The 18,805-nt window shown below is 62.6% G+C and carries 15 protein-coding genes, 1 pseudogene and 1 riboswitch; of the genes and pseudogenes, 10 read left to right on the top strand and 6 right to left on the bottom strand.

Features of this window, described 5'->3' with window-relative positions:
* Positions 1-54: 54 nt before the first annotated feature.
* Positions 55-210 (top strand): entericidin domain-containing protein, encoded by a 156-nt coding sequence (locus tag G9X68_RS13650; RefSeq protein WP_003540537.1) that lies wholly within the window; start codon positions 55-57, stop codon positions 208-210.
* 48 nt (positions 211-258) lie between these two features.
* On the opposite strand, the gene G9X68_RS13645 is transcribed toward G9X68_RS13650, so the two are convergent.
* Positions 259-612 carry a hypothetical protein gene (locus G9X68_RS13645; RefSeq protein ID WP_171602800.1) on the bottom strand — a complete coding sequence of 118 codons (354 nt, stop codon included), beginning with the start codon at positions 610-612 and terminating at the stop codon, positions 259-261.
* Between the two features lie 20 nt (positions 613-632).
* Positions 633-1,634 (bottom strand): glycine betaine ABC transporter substrate-binding protein, encoded by a 1,002-nt coding sequence (locus G9X68_RS13640; protein WP_171602799.1) that lies wholly within the window; start codon positions 1,632-1,634, stop codon positions 633-635.
* 621 nt (positions 1,635-2,255) lie between these two features.
* On the opposite strand from G9X68_RS13640, the gene G9X68_RS13635 reads away from it, so the two are divergent.
* The 3 genes and pseudogenes from G9X68_RS13635 to G9X68_RS13625 all read left to right on the top strand — a co-directional run bounded on the left by G9X68_RS13635 (position 2,256) and on the right by G9X68_RS13625 (position 5,966).
* Complete coding sequence (locus tag G9X68_RS13635) at positions 2,256-3,710, top strand: cobyric acid synthase (RefSeq protein ID WP_171603068.1); 1,455 nt, start codon at positions 2,256-2,258, stop codon at positions 3,708-3,710.
* Positions 3,711-3,809: 99 nt separating this feature from the next.
* Positions 3,810-4,580 carry an SDR family oxidoreductase gene (locus tag G9X68_RS13630; RefSeq protein ID WP_171602798.1) on the top strand — a complete coding sequence of 257 codons (771 nt, stop codon included), beginning with the start codon at positions 3,810-3,812 and terminating at the stop codon, positions 4,578-4,580.
* Positions 4,581-4,920: 340 nt separating this feature from the next.
* Positions 4,921-5,966, top strand: a pseudogene (locus G9X68_RS13625) (adenylate/guanylate cyclase domain-containing protein).
* Positions 5,967-5,987: 21 nt separating this feature from the next.
* Here the strand turns inward: G9X68_RS13625 and G9X68_RS13620 are convergent.
* The gene (locus G9X68_RS13620; RefSeq protein ID WP_171602797.1) at positions 5,988-7,778 is read right to left on the bottom strand and encodes a chloride channel protein; all 1,791 of its coding nucleotides are present in this window, start codon (positions 7,776-7,778) and stop codon (positions 5,988-5,990) included.
* Positions 7,779-8,037: 259 nt separating this feature from the next.
* A riboswitch (cobalamin riboswitch) is annotated at positions 8,038-8,434 on the top strand.
* Between the two features lie 377 nt (positions 8,435-8,811).
* Here G9X68_RS13620 and cobU point away from each other — a divergent pair.
* Genes cobU through cobO form a run of 4 tightly spaced genes read left to right on the top strand, consistent with a single transcriptional unit; the run spans position 8,812 to position 15,192 of the window.
* Positions 8,812-9,321 carry a bifunctional adenosylcobinamide kinase/adenosylcobinamide-phosphate guanylyltransferase gene (gene cobU, locus G9X68_RS13615; protein ID WP_171602796.1) on the top strand — a complete coding sequence of 170 codons (510 nt, stop codon included), beginning with the start codon at positions 8,812-8,814 and terminating at the stop codon, positions 9,319-9,321.
* 4 nt (positions 9,322-9,325) lie between these two features.
* Complete coding sequence (cobW, locus tag G9X68_RS13610) at positions 9,326-10,366, top strand: cobalamin biosynthesis protein CobW (RefSeq protein WP_171602795.1); 1,041 nt, start codon at positions 9,326-9,328, stop codon at positions 10,364-10,366.
* Positions 10,367-10,370: 4 nt separating this feature from the next.
* The gene (gene cobN, locus G9X68_RS13605) at positions 10,371-14,528 is read left to right on the top strand and encodes a cobaltochelatase subunit CobN (protein WP_171602794.1); all 4,158 of its coding nucleotides are present in this window, start codon (positions 10,371-10,373) and stop codon (positions 14,526-14,528) included.
* A 13-nt stretch (positions 14,529-14,541) separates the two neighbouring features.
* Positions 14,542-15,192 carry a cob(I)yrinic acid a,c-diamide adenosyltransferase gene (gene cobO / locus G9X68_RS13600; RefSeq protein WP_171602793.1) on the top strand — a complete coding sequence of 217 codons (651 nt, stop codon included), beginning with the start codon at positions 14,542-14,544 and terminating at the stop codon, positions 15,190-15,192.
* A gap of 5 nt (positions 15,193-15,197) precedes the next feature.
* Here the strand turns inward: cobO and G9X68_RS13595 are convergent, their stop codons facing one another.
* From G9X68_RS13595 to G9X68_RS13585, 3 genes are all read right to left on the bottom strand, one after another.
* Complete coding sequence (locus G9X68_RS13595; protein WP_171602792.1) at positions 15,198-15,992, bottom strand: helix-turn-helix domain-containing protein; 795 nt, start codon at positions 15,990-15,992, stop codon at positions 15,198-15,200.
* A complete protein-coding gene (locus tag G9X68_RS13590; protein WP_003560158.1) occupies positions 15,992-16,357 on the bottom strand; it encodes a nuclear transport factor 2 family protein in 366 nt (121 codons plus the stop codon). Before G9X68_RS13590 ends, G9X68_RS13595 begins: the two co-directional genes overlap by 1 nt.
* A gap of 109 nt (positions 16,358-16,466) precedes the next feature.
* Positions 16,467-17,252, bottom strand: a complete 786-nt coding sequence (locus G9X68_RS13585; protein WP_171603067.1) for a TSUP family transporter — start codon at positions 17,250-17,252, stop codon at positions 16,467-16,469.
* A gap of 100 nt (positions 17,253-17,352) precedes the next feature.
* Between G9X68_RS13585 and G9X68_RS13580 the strand changes: the two genes are divergently transcribed.
* Both G9X68_RS13580 and G9X68_RS13575 read left to right on the top strand, forming a co-directional pair.
* A complete protein-coding gene (locus tag G9X68_RS13580; protein ID WP_171602791.1) occupies positions 17,353-17,772 on the top strand; it encodes a cobalamin biosynthesis protein in 420 nt (139 codons plus the stop codon).
* A 70-nt stretch (positions 17,773-17,842) separates the two neighbouring features.
* Positions 17,843-18,796, top strand: coding sequence for a nucleoside hydrolase (locus tag G9X68_RS13575; protein WP_171602790.1), 954 nt, complete (start codon positions 17,843-17,845; stop codon positions 18,794-18,796).
* The last annotated feature ends 9 nt before the right edge of the window (positions 18,797-18,805 follow it).

Here is an 18,805-nt window from a genome sequence, read left to right as displayed (position 1 = left end):
GCGCGGACGGCATTTGTCGCCGTTCGGGGTTGATTTCAAAAAAGGATATCCGAGATGACGACAACGGCCAAAATTGCCGCAGCCTTGATGGTTCTTCTTGCCCTTTCCTCCTGCGGCAACACGATCCGCGGCATAGGAAAGGATACGGCAAACACCGTGAACGCCACGCAGGATGCCGGCCGCTCGGTCGACCGCGCCGCGAAGAAGTGACGGTTCAGATTGCTGCTAGAATCGCCGGATCGGGTGCTGACCGGGGGATCAAGTGTTGGCCGGAGGGTAAACCTTTTCCAGCCTGCCGGATCGGCTAAGGCCGGTCCGGAAGGCCTGGTAGGCGGGGTGTTGGCTGGAGCGGGCGGTTTCGGTGAGCCGGATCTGCAACCGGTCCGGCGCATTGCTTCCGAGCCACATTCCGAGATTTTCGAGCTTGAGCGAATTCAGGAAACGTGATCCGGCGGCAAGATCGAGATGGCGGCGCAGGCCGTCAAGCAGGTTGTCGTCCTGGGCAGCGTTTTCCATCAGCAGCGCCAGGTAGGACTTGTCGGTCTCCGACAGCGCGGCGAGCTTTTCCGCAACGGTATCGCGGTCGGGAAAGGGAATCATCGAATCGTCCATGCTTGATCGTGTTTTGGCCGTTATAAGCTCGCTTTGACCTTCTCGGCTACATCGACTGGCACCCATTTCGTCCACAGACTCTCGTAATTGCGAAGGAAATAGATCGCGGCATCCTCGTTGCTTTCGCGGTTTTCGTCCTGCCAGGCGAGCACCTGGTTGATTGTCGCATTGTCCCATTTGCGGGTCTTGAGATAGGTCGTGACTGGTCCGGCGCGGGTGGCGAAGGACCTGGTCATCAGGGTGAAGGCGCGCGAGACCGGGTAGGAATTAAGCTCGGGCCTGACGCAACCGGCAACCGCGGTACAGCGATCCCATTCATTCTTGTTGTGGCCGACGCCGAAGCTCAGGCGCGTCATGTCGTATTTGCCGAGGATGGCGGTCGGCGCCCAGTAATAACCGAGCCAACCGATCTTGTTGTCGAAGGCGCGGGCAATCGACGCATCGAGCCGTTCGGGGCTGCCGGTCTCGACAAGCTCGAAGCCTTTCTTGTCGGCGGCAAGCGCCTTGAACAGGTTGGTGGTCGATATCTGGCAACTCCAGTCGGCGGGGCAGTTGTAAACTGCGCCTTTCGACGGGTCGTCTTCAGCGGGAAAGAGTTCGGGATGTTTCAGCGCGTCCTCGACCGAGCGGATGTCGGGGTGGGCGTCGGCGATGAATTTCGGGATCCACCAACCCTCGACGGCGCCGTCGGCCAGGATTTCGGCCCCCTGTACCAGCCGGCCACTGTTGATAGCCTGATCGAGCAGGGACCTCACGGAATTGATCCAGTATTCCGAGGCGATGTCGGGGATGCCTTTCTCATTCATCGAGGCGAAGGTCGGCAGGGTGTCGCCATCGACGATGGTGACGGAGCAGCCATATCCCTTTTCCAGAATGATCTTGTCGAAGCTTGCGGCAATGCCTGCCGAGGCCCATTTCATTTCGGCGATCGAAACGCTGCCGCATTCGGCGGCTTCGGCCGGCGCGACGGTTGAAAGAGCCGCGGCAAAGACGGCCGGAATCAAAAACGTCTTCATCGTCATTCCCCGAATTCTTCTTAGGCAGACGCGCAGCAGGCTCTGAAATTCACCGACAAATATCTCCGGCACCCGAAGGGAAAATGCCTGCCGGGCAATACCGCAACGGGCTTTCCGGTTCCTGGGCAGGCCATGTTCAACAATGGCGCGTTATGACCGAGCCTACCCGTTCGCTCGCAGAAATCAACCATCTTCTGCTCATGGTTGCGTGACTAAATTATTGAATTCGAAGAATTTATGTCAGCATCCCGAAATTGGCGCCCTCGGGCGAAAAGCACGCTCTTCGCAACCGGCGGCGGATCTTCGGCAGAAATTTCGACCAGAATGTCAAAAAAGATCAAAATTAACATTTGCGTAAGTCTTCAATAACTCTCCGGTAAGAATGTGCCGTTATCAGTTGGGTCGTGGCAGCAATGACCGCCGCTTCTCCGGTTCAGGTAGTGCGTACCGGAGAAAGCGAGCTTCGCCGTGTAAGGGCGAAGACGCCTGAGTTTTCGGCAAACCGCGCAGAGCCAAGGCCATGCGCGGTTTTCGCGTTTGTGTGGGAACGTGACTGAGGCCAAGTCTTGACCCGGGATTACCGCCCATTGTAGGCCTCGCCTGAACGAGAGGCGAATGCGGGCCACCATGGCAAGAGCGATCATGCTGCAGGGAACCGGCTCCGATGTCGGCAAGACGGTGCTGGTCGCGGGGCTCTGCCGGCTGGCGGCCAATCGCGGGCTGACGGTCCGGCCGTTCAAGCCGCAGAACATGTCGAACAATGCGGCGGTCGCCGATGACGGCGGCGAGATCGGCCGGGCGCAGTGGCTGCAGTCGCTGGCCGCGCGCACGCCATCTTCGGTCCACATGAACCCGGTGCTGCTCAAGCCGCAATCGGAGAATGGCAGCCAGATCATCGTTCAGGGCAGGGTGTTCGGACAGGCGAAGGGGCGGGACTACCAGCGGCTGAAGCCTGAGTTGCTCGGCGCCGTGCTCGAGAGTTTTGGAAACGTGGCTGCGGGGACCGACCTCGTTATCGTCGAGGGCGCCGGATCGCCGGCCGAGATCAATCTCAGGGTCGGCGATATCGCCAATATGGGCTTTGCGACGCGGGCCGGCGTGCCGGTCGTACTCGTCGGCGATATCGACCGCGGCGGCGTCATCGCTTCGCTGGTCGGCACGCATGCGATCCTCGAAGATGGCGACCGGGCGATGATTGCGGGTTATATCATCAATAAATTCCGTGGCGACGTCTCGCTGTTTGACGACGGCATCCGCGCCATCGAGGGCTTTACCGGCTGGCCGTGTTTCGGCGTCGTGCCGTGGCTGCCGGGTGCGGCGCGCCTGCCGGCCGAGGATTCGGTCGTGCTCGAACGGTTGGCAAGGGGCAGGGCCGGCGCGCTGAAGATTGCCGTGCCGGTGCTGCCGCGCATCGCCAATTTCGACGATCTCGATCCGCTGCGGACCGAGCCGGATGTCGAACTGGTCTTCGTGCGATCAGGCGAGCGGATCCCTGGGGACGTGAGCCTCGTCGTGCTTCCCGGCTCGAAATCGACGATATCGGATCTCGCCGACTTTAGGGTCCAGGGCTGGGACCGCGATCTCCAGGCACATGTCAGGCGCGGCGGCCGGGTGATCGGCATCTGCGGCGGCTACCAGATGCTCGGCCGGACGGTGCACGACCCGCTTGGCATCGAGGGCGGGACGCTCGAGACGCCGGGGCTTGGGCTGCTCGACATCGAGACCGAGATGGCGCCGGAAAAGACCGTGCGCAATAGCCAGGCTCGCTCCACCGAATATGACGCGCCGCTTGCCGGCTACCAGATCCATCTCGGCATCACCCGCGGCCTGGATTGCAATCGACCTTCGGCGATCATCGACGGCGCGCCCGACGGGGCGATTTCGGCCGACGGCCGGATCATGGGCACCTATCTGCACGGGCTCTTCGGCAGCGACGCGTACCGTGCCCGGCTGCTTCAAAGCTTCGGCCTATCAGGCGAGCAGCGGAATTACCGCGATCTCGTCGAGCAGGCGCTCGACGAGATCGCCGGAGAACTGGAACGTCATCTCGATCCGCACTGGCTGGCCGGGCTGCTCGATTAAGCCGGATGCGTCATCCGGTCTCGTCGTTCCGCTATTGCCAAATTAGTTGACTGAGTCCATTAATTGTTACGGCGGACCCGGTTGAGAGCGACGAAAACTATGAGCGTACTGGATAGATTTTCACTGGCAGGACAGGTGGCGCTGGTGACCGGCGGCGGGCGTGGTTTGGGATTCGAGATGGCGCGCGCCCTTGCCGAGGCCGGCGCGCATGTCATGGTCAACGGACGCACGGCGGCGACGCTGGAAGACGCCGTAAAGGCCATCCGGGCTGCGGGCGGCGCGGCGGAGGCGGCCGTATTCGACGTCGCCGACCGCGAGGCACAGCGTGCTGTGATGGCCGATATCGATAAGACCCATGGCCGTCTCGATATTTTGATCAACAATGTCGGCGCCCGTGACCGGCGGCCGTTGGCCGAATTCGACGATGATGCGATCATCGAGCTGCTGCGCACCGATCTGGCGGCGGCGATGACGCTTTCGCGCGACGCTGCCGTGCTGATGAAGCGGCGCAATCACGGCCGCCTGATCGCGGTGACCTCGATCAGCGGCCATGTCGTCATGCCCGGCGACTGCGTCTATCCGGCAGCCAAGCAGGGCCTGACCGGACTGATGCGTGGCATGGCGGTCGAATTCGGCCCGCACGGGATCACCAGCAACGCGATTGCGCCCGGCTGGTTTGCCACCGAGACGAACGCGGCGATGGCCGCGAACGAGGAATTGATGCCCTTCGTGCGTCAGCGCATCCCGGTCCAGCGCTGGGGACGCCCGGACGAAATCGCCGGCGCGGCGCTGTTTCTTGCAAGTGACGCTGCTTCCTTCGTCAACGGCCACGTGCTGACGGTGGACGGCGGCATGACAGTCAGGATGTGAGATATCCATAGGCGCTGCGGCACCATCTTTCACTTCTGCGGCACTCTCACAGCTCCTCGTCGGCAGGCGAATGACTGATTGTCGTTGCCTGAGACCACGGCTAGAAATATCTGCCTGACTCGACTATTGGTTGATGTGGCAACCCCGGTGATCATCACCGTCCATTTGCCCGATTTCCGACCATAAACTGCGTCGGTCATTTGGAGGTTCGGAAATTAACAATCATATTCAGTGGCTTATAGAACACGGAATCACGGCTGAGCATATTGGCGAGCTGATAGCCGGATTGTGCGATCGGCTGATCGCGGATGGCTTTCCGATCTGGCGGGGAAGCATTTCAATGCCGTCTATTCATCCCATGTATGGCGGCGTCTCGGCCAATTTCGTGCGCGGCGGTGCGACCACGATCGAGAATGCCGAATATGGCAGTGCGGCAGTGCTGAATTTCGAGAAGACCCCGATCTACTATCTTTTGGGCCGCAGCGAAACGTCAGGTCGCTGGAACATCGCCAAGGGCGAGGGTGTCGATGACTACCCGCAGCTTGCGGAATTCGCGGATGGCGGCGGCACGGATCACCTGGTCAGCCTGCTGGAATTTCCAAAGGAGGCTGCGCTGCGCGGGGTCAGTCTGTCTCTCACAAGCGACAGGCCGGGCGGATTTTCTGACGACCAACTGGCGATCGTCGCGAAGCTCTTCCCGGGCTGGGGCTGGCTTGTTATCGTATTGCGGCATCGAAAACCGCATCGGATATCCTTGCCGTCTATACAGGCGCCAAAACAAGTGCACGCATCCTTGCAGGCGATATTCAAAGGGGAAAGGGAGGGGCGATCAATGCTGCGATCCTGCTTGCGGACCTGAGAAACTTCACGGCGCTGACCGAGGTTTATCAGCCGGGCGAAATCGCCGGGTTTCTGAATGAACATTTCGAGCTGATCGGCTGGCATGTCGAGGAAAATTCGGGCGAGATCCTCAAGTTCATGGGCGATAGCGTGCTGGCGATCTTTCCGACCGATGCTGAAGATCCGCAAAAGGCCTGCATGGCCGCACTGGCTTCCGCACGGAATATTCTGGAAGCCAACAAGGCGCTGAACGGTCAGCGGAGGAATGATGGAGGTCCTGACATCGGCGTCGATGTCGTGCTGCATCTCGGCGAGGTCTTCTACGGAAATATCGGCGCACGTGGCAGGCTTGATTTCACCGTCATCGGCAGCGCAGTCAACGAGGCCTCGCGGCTCGAAAAGCTCTGCGGCACGCTTGGGCACCATCTGCTGATGTCGGAGAGTTTCGCCGTCACCACTGCCGTTGCCAGTGAATGTCTCGGCTCCTTCGAATTGAGCGGAGTTTCGAAGCCGGTCAACGTCTTCAAGCTCGCGGACGCCGACTGACGACGGCGTGTTCCGACTTGCTCAGATCTCGCCTGAGACCTCGCGGCGGCGGCGGTCGAGTTCTTCGCTGTAGCGGCGCAGCGTATAGCTTTCGCTGAGCTGGCCGATCACCTTGCGTTCGATCAGGTTGTTGACGACGGCGAGCGCTTCGCTTTCGCTCTTGTCGAAGATCGCCGCCGCCTGCCTGGCATTCATCTGCGGCTGCAGAAAATCGTTTCGGTAGTGGATGAAATCGGCAAGCGTCTTGCCCTCGTCCTGCGCATCGGTCGGGTTGGCGTAGATCTCCGGCACCAGTACGAGGCCTGCATATTTGTCGCTCTCCTCGACGAGGATGACGCGCTGGGTCGAGCCGATCGGAAAGGCCTGCTTGAATTCCTCCAGAGAGATGCCCGCCCTTGCCGTCTTGATGTCGGCGCGCATCAGCTTGTCGACTGTCAGGTTGCGGATCCAGCCGACATCATGGGCGCTGCGGATGCTTTCACCGCGGAGATGAAAGCGCCATGTGGCGAAGGAGTAGCCGAAGGTCGAGCGCACGACGAGCGAGGAGGTGATGACGGCGGCGAGCACCAGCGCCGTGATCGGAAAATCGCCGGTGATTTCGAGCGCCAGGAACGTCATGGTCAGCGGCCCGCCGATGACGGCGACGGCAAGCGAACTCATGCCGACCACGGCATAGATGACCGGCGTCAGCGTCGCATCGGCGAAATAGGGGCCGCAATAGGCGAAGAGTTTGCCGAGCAGGGCGCCCATGAACAACGAGGCGAAAAACAGCCCGCCCCTGAAGCCGGAGCCGATCGAGATCGCCGAGGCGAAGGATTTCAAGAGGAAGAGGCCGATCAGCGTCGGGATCGCCACCTCATGGGAAAGGTTGAGATGCAGCGCGCCGTGGCCGGCCGAGAGCACCTGCGGCGAGATCATCGCCAACAGCCCGACGATGATGCCGCCGAGAGCCGGGCGGAAGGGTGGGGCGATCGAGCTCTTGCGCGCCAGCTCCTCGACAAAGGCGACGCCCTGCATGATCAGGATGCCCACACCGGCGCAGAAAGCACCGAGCAGCAGCGCCGGGATATAATCGGCCGGCACGACCGAGCCGAAGCTGCCGATATCGATGGTGAAATCGCTGCCGGCGAGCAGCCTTGCGATCAGGGTGGAGACAAGGGCAGAGACGACGACCGGGGTCAGCGAGACGATCGTATAGGTGCCGATGATCAGCTCGAAAGCATAGAAGGCGCCGGTCAACGGCGCGTTGAAGGCGGCGGCGATGGCGCCCGCCGCGCCGCAGCCGACGAGGGTGCGCAGGTCCGAGCGGCGAAGCTGCAGCTTCAGACCGAATTTGGAAGCGAGTCCGGCGGCAAGCTGGGTATAGCCGGCCTCCAGGCCGACCGAGGCGCCGAAACCGTTGGAGATCAGGTTTTGCACGGCAACGATGATGCTGTCGGTCAGGGACAGGCGGCCGCCATGCAGCGCATTGGCCTCAATTGGGTCGACCATCGGCTTCTTGCGCCGTTTCGCCAGCACGAAAAGCAGCAGGCCGAGCAGGGCGCCGCCGATGACGGGGGCGGTGAGCAGCAGCAGCTTGTTGTCGATCTCGGACGAGCTCAACCTTTCGCTGTCGGCGATGCCGAAGACCAGCTGATGCAGCTCGTTGGAGACGTAGCTCATGCCGGTGACGGCGAGACCCGAGATGACGCCGACGACGGCGCCCGCCAGCGACAGGCCGACCTCGCTGCGCCGGGTCAGAGCCCGCAGGCGTCCCGGATCGAAGAATACACGCAGCGCACGAAAACGGCGCCGATCCAATTTCATAAGCATGGCTAGACAACTAGGCGGGGAGAGGCCCGGTCAAGGGCAGAGATGGTCGCGCAGTCCGCTTGCGATGCAATTGCGGCGAAAAGCCGGCGGTTTGAATAAATTTCGGTGACGTAAGTCTCTGATAAATGACGATATTTTAGGTAGGGTAAGTCGTGTTTGGGTGGTCACGCCGCAGGGCCAGCCATCGGGCGGCCGCCAAGGCCGGTTGACTTCATCCCTGCGCTTGCCTAACCATCCCGATAACGGATGGTCGACTGACCATCCTGACATAACGGATGGTTCCGGATCGGTGTAGCGCCCTTCCGGATGAAGAGGGAATGTGACGGGGCGGACCCAAGCCGGGCGCCTTCATCACAGCCGACCCCGCGACTGTAGAGCGGTCAGGGTCTTCCATCCGGCATCAGGCCCTTCCGGCCGGCGGCTTGCAATCATGCAAGCGGGCGGGATGGGCGACATGCCGGAAAAGCCACTGGATATGCATGGTGATCAACCGGGGTCGGACGCCTCTCAAGTCTACGAATCGTCCACCTTTTCACTGATGCAGCCGGGAAGGCGAGGATGATCCGCTGGCGCGATCAGGGCGACCGGTTTCCGGTCTGCCCCGATCGCGGCCGATAACCGCGAGCCAGGAGACCTGCCATGCGTGCCGGGCGAGAAGCCCACACCTGGGCACTATGCCCGTTGCCAGCACGGAGGTTGTCTTGGCTGAACGATTGAATTCGGCGCGGCCTGGTGCGGCGCACGCCACGCCTCCAAGCAGCGCTGCAAGAGGAATGTTTTCGGCCGCTTTTGTCGAATGCTGGGTACCCCCCTCTGTCCTGCCGGACATCTCCCCCACAAGGAGGGAGATCGGCAAGCAGCACGACCGTCGTCCTACATCAATTGTTTGGAGAAAAGCTCTCGGCGATTCAATCTCCCCCCCTGTGGGGGAGATGTCCGGCAGGACAGAGGGGGGTGTCACACCCTCATTAGCCGAGAAAGGTGCATTCGGAACAGGCCACGGCTACGCCCTCTCCCTGAGGGGCGTTTGAGTATGGCCGCCACCTTCATCCTCGGCGGCGCCCGCTCCGGCAAATCCCGTTTCGCCGAATCCCTCGTCACGGCAACCGGCCTCGACCGCCACTATCTCGCGACCGGCCGCGCCTGGGACGAGGAGATGCAGGCGCGCATCGTCCAGCACAAGGCCGATCGGGGTCCGTCCTGGACAACGCATGAAGAGCCGATCGATCTCGTCGGCAAGCTCACTGCCATCGACGGCGAAGGGCGCATCGTGCTGATCGATTGCCTGACGCTCTGGGTCACCAATCTGATGATCGAGGAGCGCGACATGGCGGCGGAATTTGCCGCGCTTGCCGATTTCCTGTCCGCCGCGAAGGCGCGGCTCGTTTTCGTTTCCAACGAGGTCGGTCTCGGCATCGTGCCGGATAATCGCATGGCGCGGGATTTTCGCGATCATGCCGGCCGGCTGCACCAATCGATCGCGGCGAAAGCCACTGAGGTCTATTTCATCGCGGCAGGCCTGCCGCTGAAAATGAAGGGTTAAGTTAATGAAGATTCCCGCAACCGTGATCACCGGCTTCCTCGGTGCCGGCAAGACGACGATGATCCGCAACCTGCTCACCAATGCCGGCGGCAAGAAGATTGCGCTGATTATCAACGAGTTCGGCGATCTTGGCGTCGACGGCGACGTGCTGAAGGGCTGCGGTGCGGAGAATTGCACCGAGGACGACATCATCGAACTCACCAACGGCTGCATCTGCTGCACCGTCGCCGACGACTTCATTCCGACGATGACGAAGCTGCTCGAGCGCGAACAGCGGCCCGACCATATCGTCATCGAGACTTCCGGTCTCGCCCTGCCGCAGCCGCTGGTCGCCGCCTTCAACTGGCCCGACATTCGCACCCAGGTGACCGTCGACGGCGTCATCACGGTGGTCGACAGCGCGGCTGTTGCCGCTGGCCGCTTTGCCGACGATCATGATGCCGTCGACGCGCGCCGTGCCGAAGATGAATCGCTCGATCACGAAAGCCCGATCGAGGAACTGTTCGAGGATCAGCTCACCTGCGCCGATCTCATCGTGCTCAACAAGACAGACTTGATCGACGCTGCCGGCCTTATCAGGGTGCGCAACGAGGTCGCCTCCCGCACGGCGCGCAAACCCGTGATGATCGAAGCGAGGAATGGCGAGGTGTCGGCCGGCATCCTGCTCGGCCTCGGCATCGGCACGGAGGACGATGTCGCCAATCGCAAGTCGCATCACGAGCTGGAGCATGAAGACGGTGCGCCGCACGACCATGATGAATTCGACAGCTTCGTCGTCGATCTCGGCCCGGTTGCCGATCCCGCCGGCTTTATCGAGTCGCTGAAGACGATCATCGCTGCGCATGACGTGCTGCGCCTCAAGGGCTTTGTCGATGTGTCAGGCAAGCCGATGCGCCTGCAGATCCAGGCCGTCGGCAGCCGCATCGACCACTATTTCGACCGCGCCTGGGCACCTGGTGAAAGACGCGCCACGCGCCTCGTCGTCATCGGCCTGCATGAGATGGATCAGGACGCGGTGCGGGCAGCGATCGAAGCGCTGGCATAGACCGATGCATCTGCTTCTGGCTCAGCAGGGAACGATCAGCGACGGCGAGGAGGCGATCGACCTCGGGCAGACGCCGGGCGACATCCTATTCCTGTCGGCTGCAGACAGCGAGCTTGCCGCGATCGCAGCCGCCTATCGCGACCGAGGGGGGGCGCATTCGCTGCGGCTCGCCAGCCTGATGAGCTTGAAGCATCCGATGTCGGTCGACACCTATGTCGAGCGCACTGCGCGGCATGCCAAACTGATCATCGTGCGGGCGCTCGGGGGCGCCAGCTATTTCCATTATGCGTTGGAAGCGCTGCATGCGGCCGCGTCCCGCGTCGGTGCATTGATCGCGGTGCTGCCGGGCGATGCCAGGCCAGATGCGGGGCTGATTCCTTTTTCCAATGTCGATCTCCACGATTTCAACGCGCTCTGGGCCTATCTGATCGAGGGCGGCGATGCCAATGCGCGGGCCTTTCTCGATTACGCCGGGGCGATGCTGTCGGGCACGGAGAAGCCGGCACCGGCGGCCCCTTTGATGAAGGCAGGCATCTGGTGGCCGGGGCGGGGGCTGATTGGGGTTGAGGAGTGGGGGCGGGTTGCTGCTGCCGTGGTGTCTTCGCGTGTGGCTGTCCCTTTGTCGGTTGAGCTAGAGATACCCCCCTCTGTCCTGCCGGACATCTCCCCCTCAAGGGGGGAGATCGAGGATGAGAGGTCTCGTTCCATCTCCCGGGCCAAAGGTGCGGCGTCTTCAAACGTTTCTTTTGTGAGAAGCCCAAGCGACTTGCCGATCTCCCCCCTTGTGGGGGAGATGTCCGGCAGGACAGAGGGGGGTACCTCAAGTTCGGCGGAAGAGGTGGGATTCGAATCCACATCGTCCCCCATCGTCGCCATCAGCTTCTACCGCGCCCTCGTCCAGAGCGGCGAGACCGGACCGATCGAAGCACTGGTCGAAGCGCTGATGACACTCGGCCTCCGGCCGCTGCCGGTCTTTGCCTATAGCCTGAAAGATCCGGTTTCGACAGGCATTCTCGAAAGCGTGTTCTCGGCGCTGAAACCCGATGTCGTCATCAACACGACCGGCTTTGCCGTCTCGGCACCCGGTGCAGACCGGCAGCCGACGGTGTTGGAAGCAAACGAGGCGGTCGTGCTGCAGGCGATCCTCTCGGCCTCGTCGAGGGAGGCGTGGGTCGCTTCCTCGCAAGGTCTGTCGGCGCGCGATCTCGGCATGAACGTGGCGCTGCCTGAAGTCGACGGGCGGGTGCTGGCACGGGCTGTTTCCTTCAAGACGGCGGCGCGCTACGATGCTGCCGTCGAGACGAATATTGTCGCCAGCGAACCGGATGCTGGCCGGGTACGTTATACGGCGGAGCTTGCCGCCAATTGGGCGCGGCTGCGGAAGACTTCCGCCGGCGACCGGCGTATCGCGCTGGTCATGGCCAACTATCCGAATCGCGACGGCCGGCTCGGCAACGGCGTCGGCCTCGATACGCCGGCCGGCACCATCGAGGTGTTGGAGGCAATGCGGGCGGCGGGTTATCCGGTCGCGGACATCCCGGCCGATGGCGACGCGTTGATACGGCATCTGATGGAAGGGCCGACCAATTCCGGCCATGACGGCAAGATCATCCGCGAGACGCTTTCCCTGAGTCGCTACAACAGCTTCCTGGGATCTCTTCCGAAAAAGATTCAGGACGAGATGCGAGCCCGCTGGGGCGGCCCGCAAGACGATCCATATTTTCGCGGGGGCGCTTTCGCTCTGCCTTTCGCCCGGTTCGGCGGGGTGCTTGTCGGTATCCAGCCGGCGCGGGGTTACAATATCGATCCGAAGGAGAGCTACCATTCGCCGGATCTTGTGCCGCCGCACGGTTATCTCGCCTTCTATGCGTTCCTGCGGCGCGAGTTCGGTGCGCATGCGGTCATCCATATGGGCAAACACGGCAATCTCGAATGGCTGCCGGGCAAGGCGCTGGCGCTGTCGGAGACATGTTATCCGGAAGCGGTTCTCGGGCCGCTGCCGCACCTCTATCCCTTTATCGTCAACGATCCGGGCGAGGGTACGCAGGCCAAGCGCAGGGCCAGTGCCGTCATCATTGATCACCTGACGCCGCCTTTGACGCGCGCCGAAAGCTATGGGCCGCTGAAGGATCTGGAGGCGCTGGTCGACGAATATTACGAGGCCTCCGGCGGCGATCCCCGCCGCATCCGCCTGCTCAGCCGTCAGATCCTCGATCTGGTGACCGATATCGGCCTCGACCGTGATGCCGGCATTGCCAAGGGTGAAAGCGAGGGTGAGGCGTTGAAGAAGCTCGACGCCTATCTCTGTGACCTCAAGGAAATGCAGATTCGTGATGGGCTGCATGTGTTCGGCGTTTCGCCCGAGGGGCGGCTGTTGACGGATCTCACCGTGGCGCTGGCGCGGGTGCCGCGCGGGTTGGGCGAGGGCGGGGATGCGAGTTTGCAAAGGGCGATTGCGGTGGATGCGGGATTGAGCGCCGTGCCTGTGACACCCCCCTCTGTCCTGCCGGACATCTCCCCCACAAGGGGGGAGATCGGCAAGGGGCCGGACCGCAGCCTTACATCGGTTGTTTGGGGAGGAGCTCTCGCCGATCAGATCTCCCCCCTTGTGGGGGAGATGCCCGGCAGGGCAGAGGGGGGTGCCTCCACCTTCGACCCTCTCGACTGCAATATGACCGTTCCCTGGACAGGCCCACGTCCTGACGTCCTCGCAGATATCGTCGACACCCCATGGCGAACCCACGGAGACACCGTCGAGCGCATCGAACTGTTGGCGGCAAAGTTCGTCTCGGGCGAAATGGAATGCCCAGCCCTCTGGCTCCAAACCAGATCGGTGCTCTCCAAAATCGACACCCGTCTCAAACCCTCCATCCTCGCCTGCGGTCCCACCGAGATCGCCGGCCTGCTCAAGGGCCTCGACGGTCGCTTCGTTGCGCCCGGACCCTCCGGCGCGCCGACGCGCGGACGGCCGGACGTGCTGCCGACCGGCCGCAATTTCTACTCGGTCGACAGCCGCGCCGTACCGACGCCGGCCGCCTACGAGCTCGGTAAGAAATCGGCGGAGCTGCTTGTCCGCCGCTATGTGCAGGATCATGGCGAATGGCCTGTCTCCTTCGGGCTGACGGCTTGGGGCACGTCGAACATGCGCACGGGCGGCGATGATATCGCCCAGGCGCTGGCGCTGATCGGCGTCAAGCCGCTCTGGGACATGAGCTCGCGCCGTGTCACCGGCTACGAGATCATTCCGCCGGCGATGCTCGGGCGGCCGCGCGTCGACGTGACGCTCCGCATTTCCGGCTTCTTCCGCGATGCCTTTCCCGAGCAGATCGCGCTGTTCGACAAGGCGATCCGCGCCGTCGGCGCGCTTGACGAGGACGAGGCCGATAATTCGATCGCGGCGCGCATGCGTGGCGAGGCGGCAAGGCTTGCCGCCGCCGGCCTGGACGAGGTTTCGGCAAGGCGCCGGGCGGGCTATCGCGTCTTCGGCTCGAAGCCTGGCGCCTATGGCGCCGGCCTGCAGGCACTGATCGATGAAAAGGGCTGGGAGCGGCGCGCTGATCTCGCCGAAGCCTATCTCGTCTGGGGCAGCTATGCCTATGGTGCCGGCGAGGAGGGCAAGGCCGAACGCGGCTTGTTCGAGGAGCGGCTGCGTTCGGTGCAGGCGGTGATCCAGAACCAGGACAACCGCGAGCACGATCTGCTCGATAGCGATGACTATTACCAGTTCGAGGGCGGCATGGCGGCGGCGGCCGAGCAACTCGCCGGCGCGCGTCCTTCGATCTATCACAACGACCATTCCAGGCCGGAAAGGCCGGTGATCCGCTCGCTGGAAGAGGAAATCGGCCGGGTGGTGCGCGGGCGTGTCGTCAATCCGAAATGGATCGCGGGCGTCATGCGCCATGGCTACAAGGGGGCGGCCGAGATTGCCGCCACCGTCGACTATCTCTTCGCCTTTTCGGCGACGACGGGTGCGGTCGGCGCTCATCATTTCGAGGCCGTCTATCAGGCCTTCGTCGCCGATCCGGCCGTGCGTGACTTCATGATCGAGAAAAACCCGGCGGCATTCGACGAGATGAGGGAGCGGCTGCGCGAAGCAATCGAGCGCAGCCTCTGGACGCCGCGCAGCAATTCGGCCCGGTTCGACCTGGCCGCCAGACAATAGAATGAGGTGACCAATGAGCGACGAAGCACCAGAGAACGAGATCCCGGGAAACGAAACCGGAAAAGACGACGCGCGCCACGCCGAGAAGATGGCGAAGAAGAAGGCCGCGCGCGACAAGATCATGGCGACCAAGACCGACGGCAAGGGCCTGATCATCGTCCATACCGGCAAAGGCAAAGGCAAGTCGTCTTCCGCCTTCGGCATGATCTTCCGCCACATCGCCCATGGCAAGCCGTCCGCCGTCGTGCAGTTCATCAAGGGCGCAATGTGGACCGGCGAGCGCGATCTGATCGAGAAGCATTTCTCCGATCTCTGCCAGTTCCACACGATGGGCGAGGGTTTCACCTGGGAAACGCAGGACCGCGCCCGCGATGTCGCTGCAGCCTCGGCCGCCTGGCAAAAGGCCAAAGAGCTGATCCGCGACGAGCGCAATTCCATGGTGTTGCTCGACGAGATCAACATCGCGTTGCGCTACGACTATCTCGATATCAACGAAGTCGTTGCCTTTCTTAAGAGCGAGAAGCCCGCCATGACGCATGTCGTGCTGACGGGGCGCAACGCCAAGGAGGAGTTGATCGAGATCGCCGATCTGGTCACCGAAATGGAACTGATCAAACATCCCTTCCGCTCCGGCATCAAAGGTCAGCCGGGCGTCGAGTTCTGAGGCGGTCAGTTGAGCGAGAGGCTGCGCAGGATGGCAGCCGTTTCCTCATCCGCCGGAAAGAAGGATTCGACCGCGAGTTCCGACAAAGTGATGTCGACGGGGGTGCCGAAGACCGTCGTTGTCGAGATCAGCGAAAGCAAGCCGGCCTTGGTCGAAAGCTGAAGGGGAACAGCGATGCCGGCATAGTCGGGATGGACCTCGCCAGCAGTTTTGGGCGCTGGATAGGACAGCAACTCCTTCAAAAGCTTGTCCAGCATTGGATCACCCGAAGCCGAGAATTGTTGGCGCAGCCTGCCGATAAGGTGGGCGCGCCACTCGGAGAGGTTTTTGATATGGGGCGCCAATCCTTGTGGATGCAGGCTGAGGCGCAGTACGTTGACGGGCGGTGTGAGCAGGGACTGGTCGGCAACGGCTGAGAGCAGCGGAGCGATGGCCGCATTGGCTGCGATGAGTGTCCAATGGCGGTCGACGGCAATTGCCGGGAAGGGCTCGTGCCCTTTCAGCACCATGTCGATGGCGCGACGGGCCGGCTCCAGTGCGGGATCGTCGAGGGCGCGTTCGGCAAAAACAGGAGCGAAACCCGCCGCGAGCAGCAGCGGGTTCTGATCGCGAAGGGGCACGTCGAGCCGTTCGGCAAGATGCAGCAGCATGTCGCGGCTCGGTGTCGAGCGCCCGCTCTCGATGAAGCTCAGATGCCGCTGCGAGATCTCCGCCTCCAGCGCGAGGTCGAGCTGGCTCATGCGGCGGCGCTGGCGCCATTCGCGCAGATGGTCTCCAAGGGAGCGGGCGGTCGGCGTCATCAGGCGGCTTCCGGCAGCAAATCTATGAAACCGCGGACGGATTTCAGCTTGCCGCCTTCGAGCTCGGCGAAATCCGTGCCCTTGATCAGCGCTTCACCATTTTCCGGGCCGAGGCCCCAGGAGAAGCGCAGGTTGTCGCCGTAGCCGTCGGCCGCCCCGATCAGGGCGAAGCGGAAGCCGGGGAAGCGGCTTTGCACGGCCTCGACCAGCGAGTTGATCTGCTCATGGCCCTCGCCGCGCATCAGCGGGTCGATATAGGTCGCGGCTTTGCTCCAGCTCTCGGCGATGAGAGCGCGGCGGCGAGCGGCATCCGTTTCATTCCAGATGGCGAGATAGCGCTCTGCGTTGGTGTTTGCGTCGTTCATCAGGTCATCTCCTTTGATCGCCCGTCAAATCCAGGCAGCCCGATCATGCGGGAAGGCGATGCATCTTATCAATTACGTCAGAGGTAATGGAAGATGGTCGAGGGTTCGGTCAGACGCCGAGCCAGACACGCAGCGGATTTGCCGGGTCGGCGAGCAGCTTCACCGCAAGGGCGACGCAAACGATCACGAGCAGCGGCTTGATGAGCTTTGCGCCGATGCGCATGGCAAGCCGCGAGCCCAGCTGCGCGCCGAGGAACTGGCAGGCACCCATCAACAGGCCGATCTTCCAGAGTATCGCACCGAAGCTCGCGAAGACGATCAGCGCGCCGAAATTCGAGCCGAGATTGAGAAGCTTGGTGTGGGCCGTCGCCTTCAGCACGCCGAAGCCGGCGAGCGTGACGAAGGCCAGCATGAAGAAGGAGCCCGTGCCGGGGCCGAAGACGCCGTCATAGAAGCCAATGACGGGTACCAGCGTCAGGCCGAAGATAAAGGGAGTCACGCGGCGGTGCGTGTCGAGGTCGTTGAGGTTCGGCTTGACGGCGAAGAAGATGGCGATCGCCACCAGGAGCACCGGCATGATGGCCTGTAGCACCTGGCCTGGAACAATAGTGGCGAGTGCCGCGCCGAGCGCCCCGCCCAGGATGGCCATCAGCGCCATCGGCAATTGTTCAGCAAGCTGCATATGACCCTTTCGGGCGTAGGCGATCGTGGCCGAGGCGGCGCCGAAGAGGGACTGCACCTTGTTGGTGCCGAGGGTCTGGATGGGCGGAATGCCGGCGATCAGCATGACGGGAACGGTGATGAGGCCGCCGCCGCCGGCAATAGAATCGACGAAACCGGCAAAGAAAGCCGCTGCGCAGAGAAGCAGAAGCAGATGGAAGGCGATATCGGGCAAGGTGGTATTCCGGGGAGGGATTTCGGACGGCCTTGTTGCATTTGCCGTCCCAAGCTGCAATGGCTGCAACGACATGGGCAGGGCGTATTTGACGGTTTCCATGAGCGATATCTCTTTCGATACGGCGAGGCTCCACGTGCTCGGCCTCGGCTGCGAGCGCGGGACGTCGCCTGCAGAGGTGCTGGCGCTTGCGATCGAGGCGCTCGATGTAGCCGGTATTGGCGCGGCGGAACTCGCAGCCATTGCCTCGATCGACAGCCGAAGACTGGAGCCGGCGATCCTTGCCGTTGCCGCGCATTTTTCCGTGCCTGCCGTGTTCTTCGACGCGCCGCGGCTAGAGGAGGAGACGCCGCGGCTCGCGAATCCCTCTGCGTTCGTCTTTGCCCGCGTCGGCTGCCATGGGGTCGCCGAGGCCGCTGCGCTGGCGGCTGCGGGGCCGGATGCCGAGCTTGCTGTCGCTAAGATCAAATCTGCACATGCGACGGCGGCAGTTGCCCGCAGCGGGTTGCAGAAAGCCTAGTGGACGTTATGGTGGCGGCAATTCGCGGCGCCGTCCGGCAGCTTCGCGGTTCACATTCAGAGGATATCTCATGCATAAGGTCATCTATGACACGGACCCTGGCGTCGACGACGCCATGGCGCTTCTCTTCCTGCACCGTCATCCCGAAATCGACCTTCTCGGCATCACCACCGTCTTCGGCAATGCTTCAGTCGAGACGACGACGCGCAATGCGCTCTTCCTGAAGCGCGAATGGAATATTCCGGCGCCCGTTTCCAAAGGCGCCGGCGTCACCATCGATTCCTCGCGCACGGAGCGGCCATGGCCGGCCATGGTGCATGGCGATAACGGCCTCGGTGATATCGACGTGCCCGAGACGATCGACCTGCCGCTCGATCCGCGCCCGGCGCATCGCTTCATCATCGATACGGTGCGCGCCAATCCGGGCGAGGTACGCCTTGTCGCCGTCGGCCGGATGACCAATCTGGCGCTGGCGCTGAAGGAAGACCCCGAGATTGCGACGCTGGTCAAGGACGTCGTCATCATGGGCGGCAATTTCTATGTGCCGGGCAACGTTTCGCCGGTCGCCGAGGCCAATATCCACGGCGATCCCGAGGCTGCCGACATCGTCATGACCGCGCCGTGGAAGGTGGCCGTCATCGGCCTCGACGTCACCGCAATCACCACGATGAGCCGCAGCTATCTCGGCGAAATGGCAGCGAGGGGTGACAAGGCGGTCAAGCAGCTTGACGCACTCTCGCAGTCCTACATCGATTTCTACAAGCATGCGGTCGAAGACGGCATGATGGTGCATGACAGCTGCGCTTGTGTCTATGCCGTGGCGCCGGAGCTGTTCTCGTCGATATCGGGTGCGGTGCGCGTTGTCTGCGGCGGCATCGCCGATGGCCAGACGATCGTCAAGCGGGACGGCCGGCATTTCCCGCCCGATGGCGCCTGGGACGGACTGCCAAGCCAGATCGTCTGCACCGGCATCGATTCGGAGAAGGTCATCGACCTCATCCGCAACACGCTGCTTGCCGCCTGACGGACTGGA

It is taken from the genome of Rhizobium changzhiense, assembly GCF_013087625.1.
Classification (GTDB): Bacteria; Pseudomonadota; Alphaproteobacteria; order Rhizobiales; family Rhizobiaceae; genus Rhizobium; species Rhizobium sophorae.
Note: the sequence above shows the minus strand (reverse complement) of the source record. Positions and strands in the feature narration are given on the sequence as shown.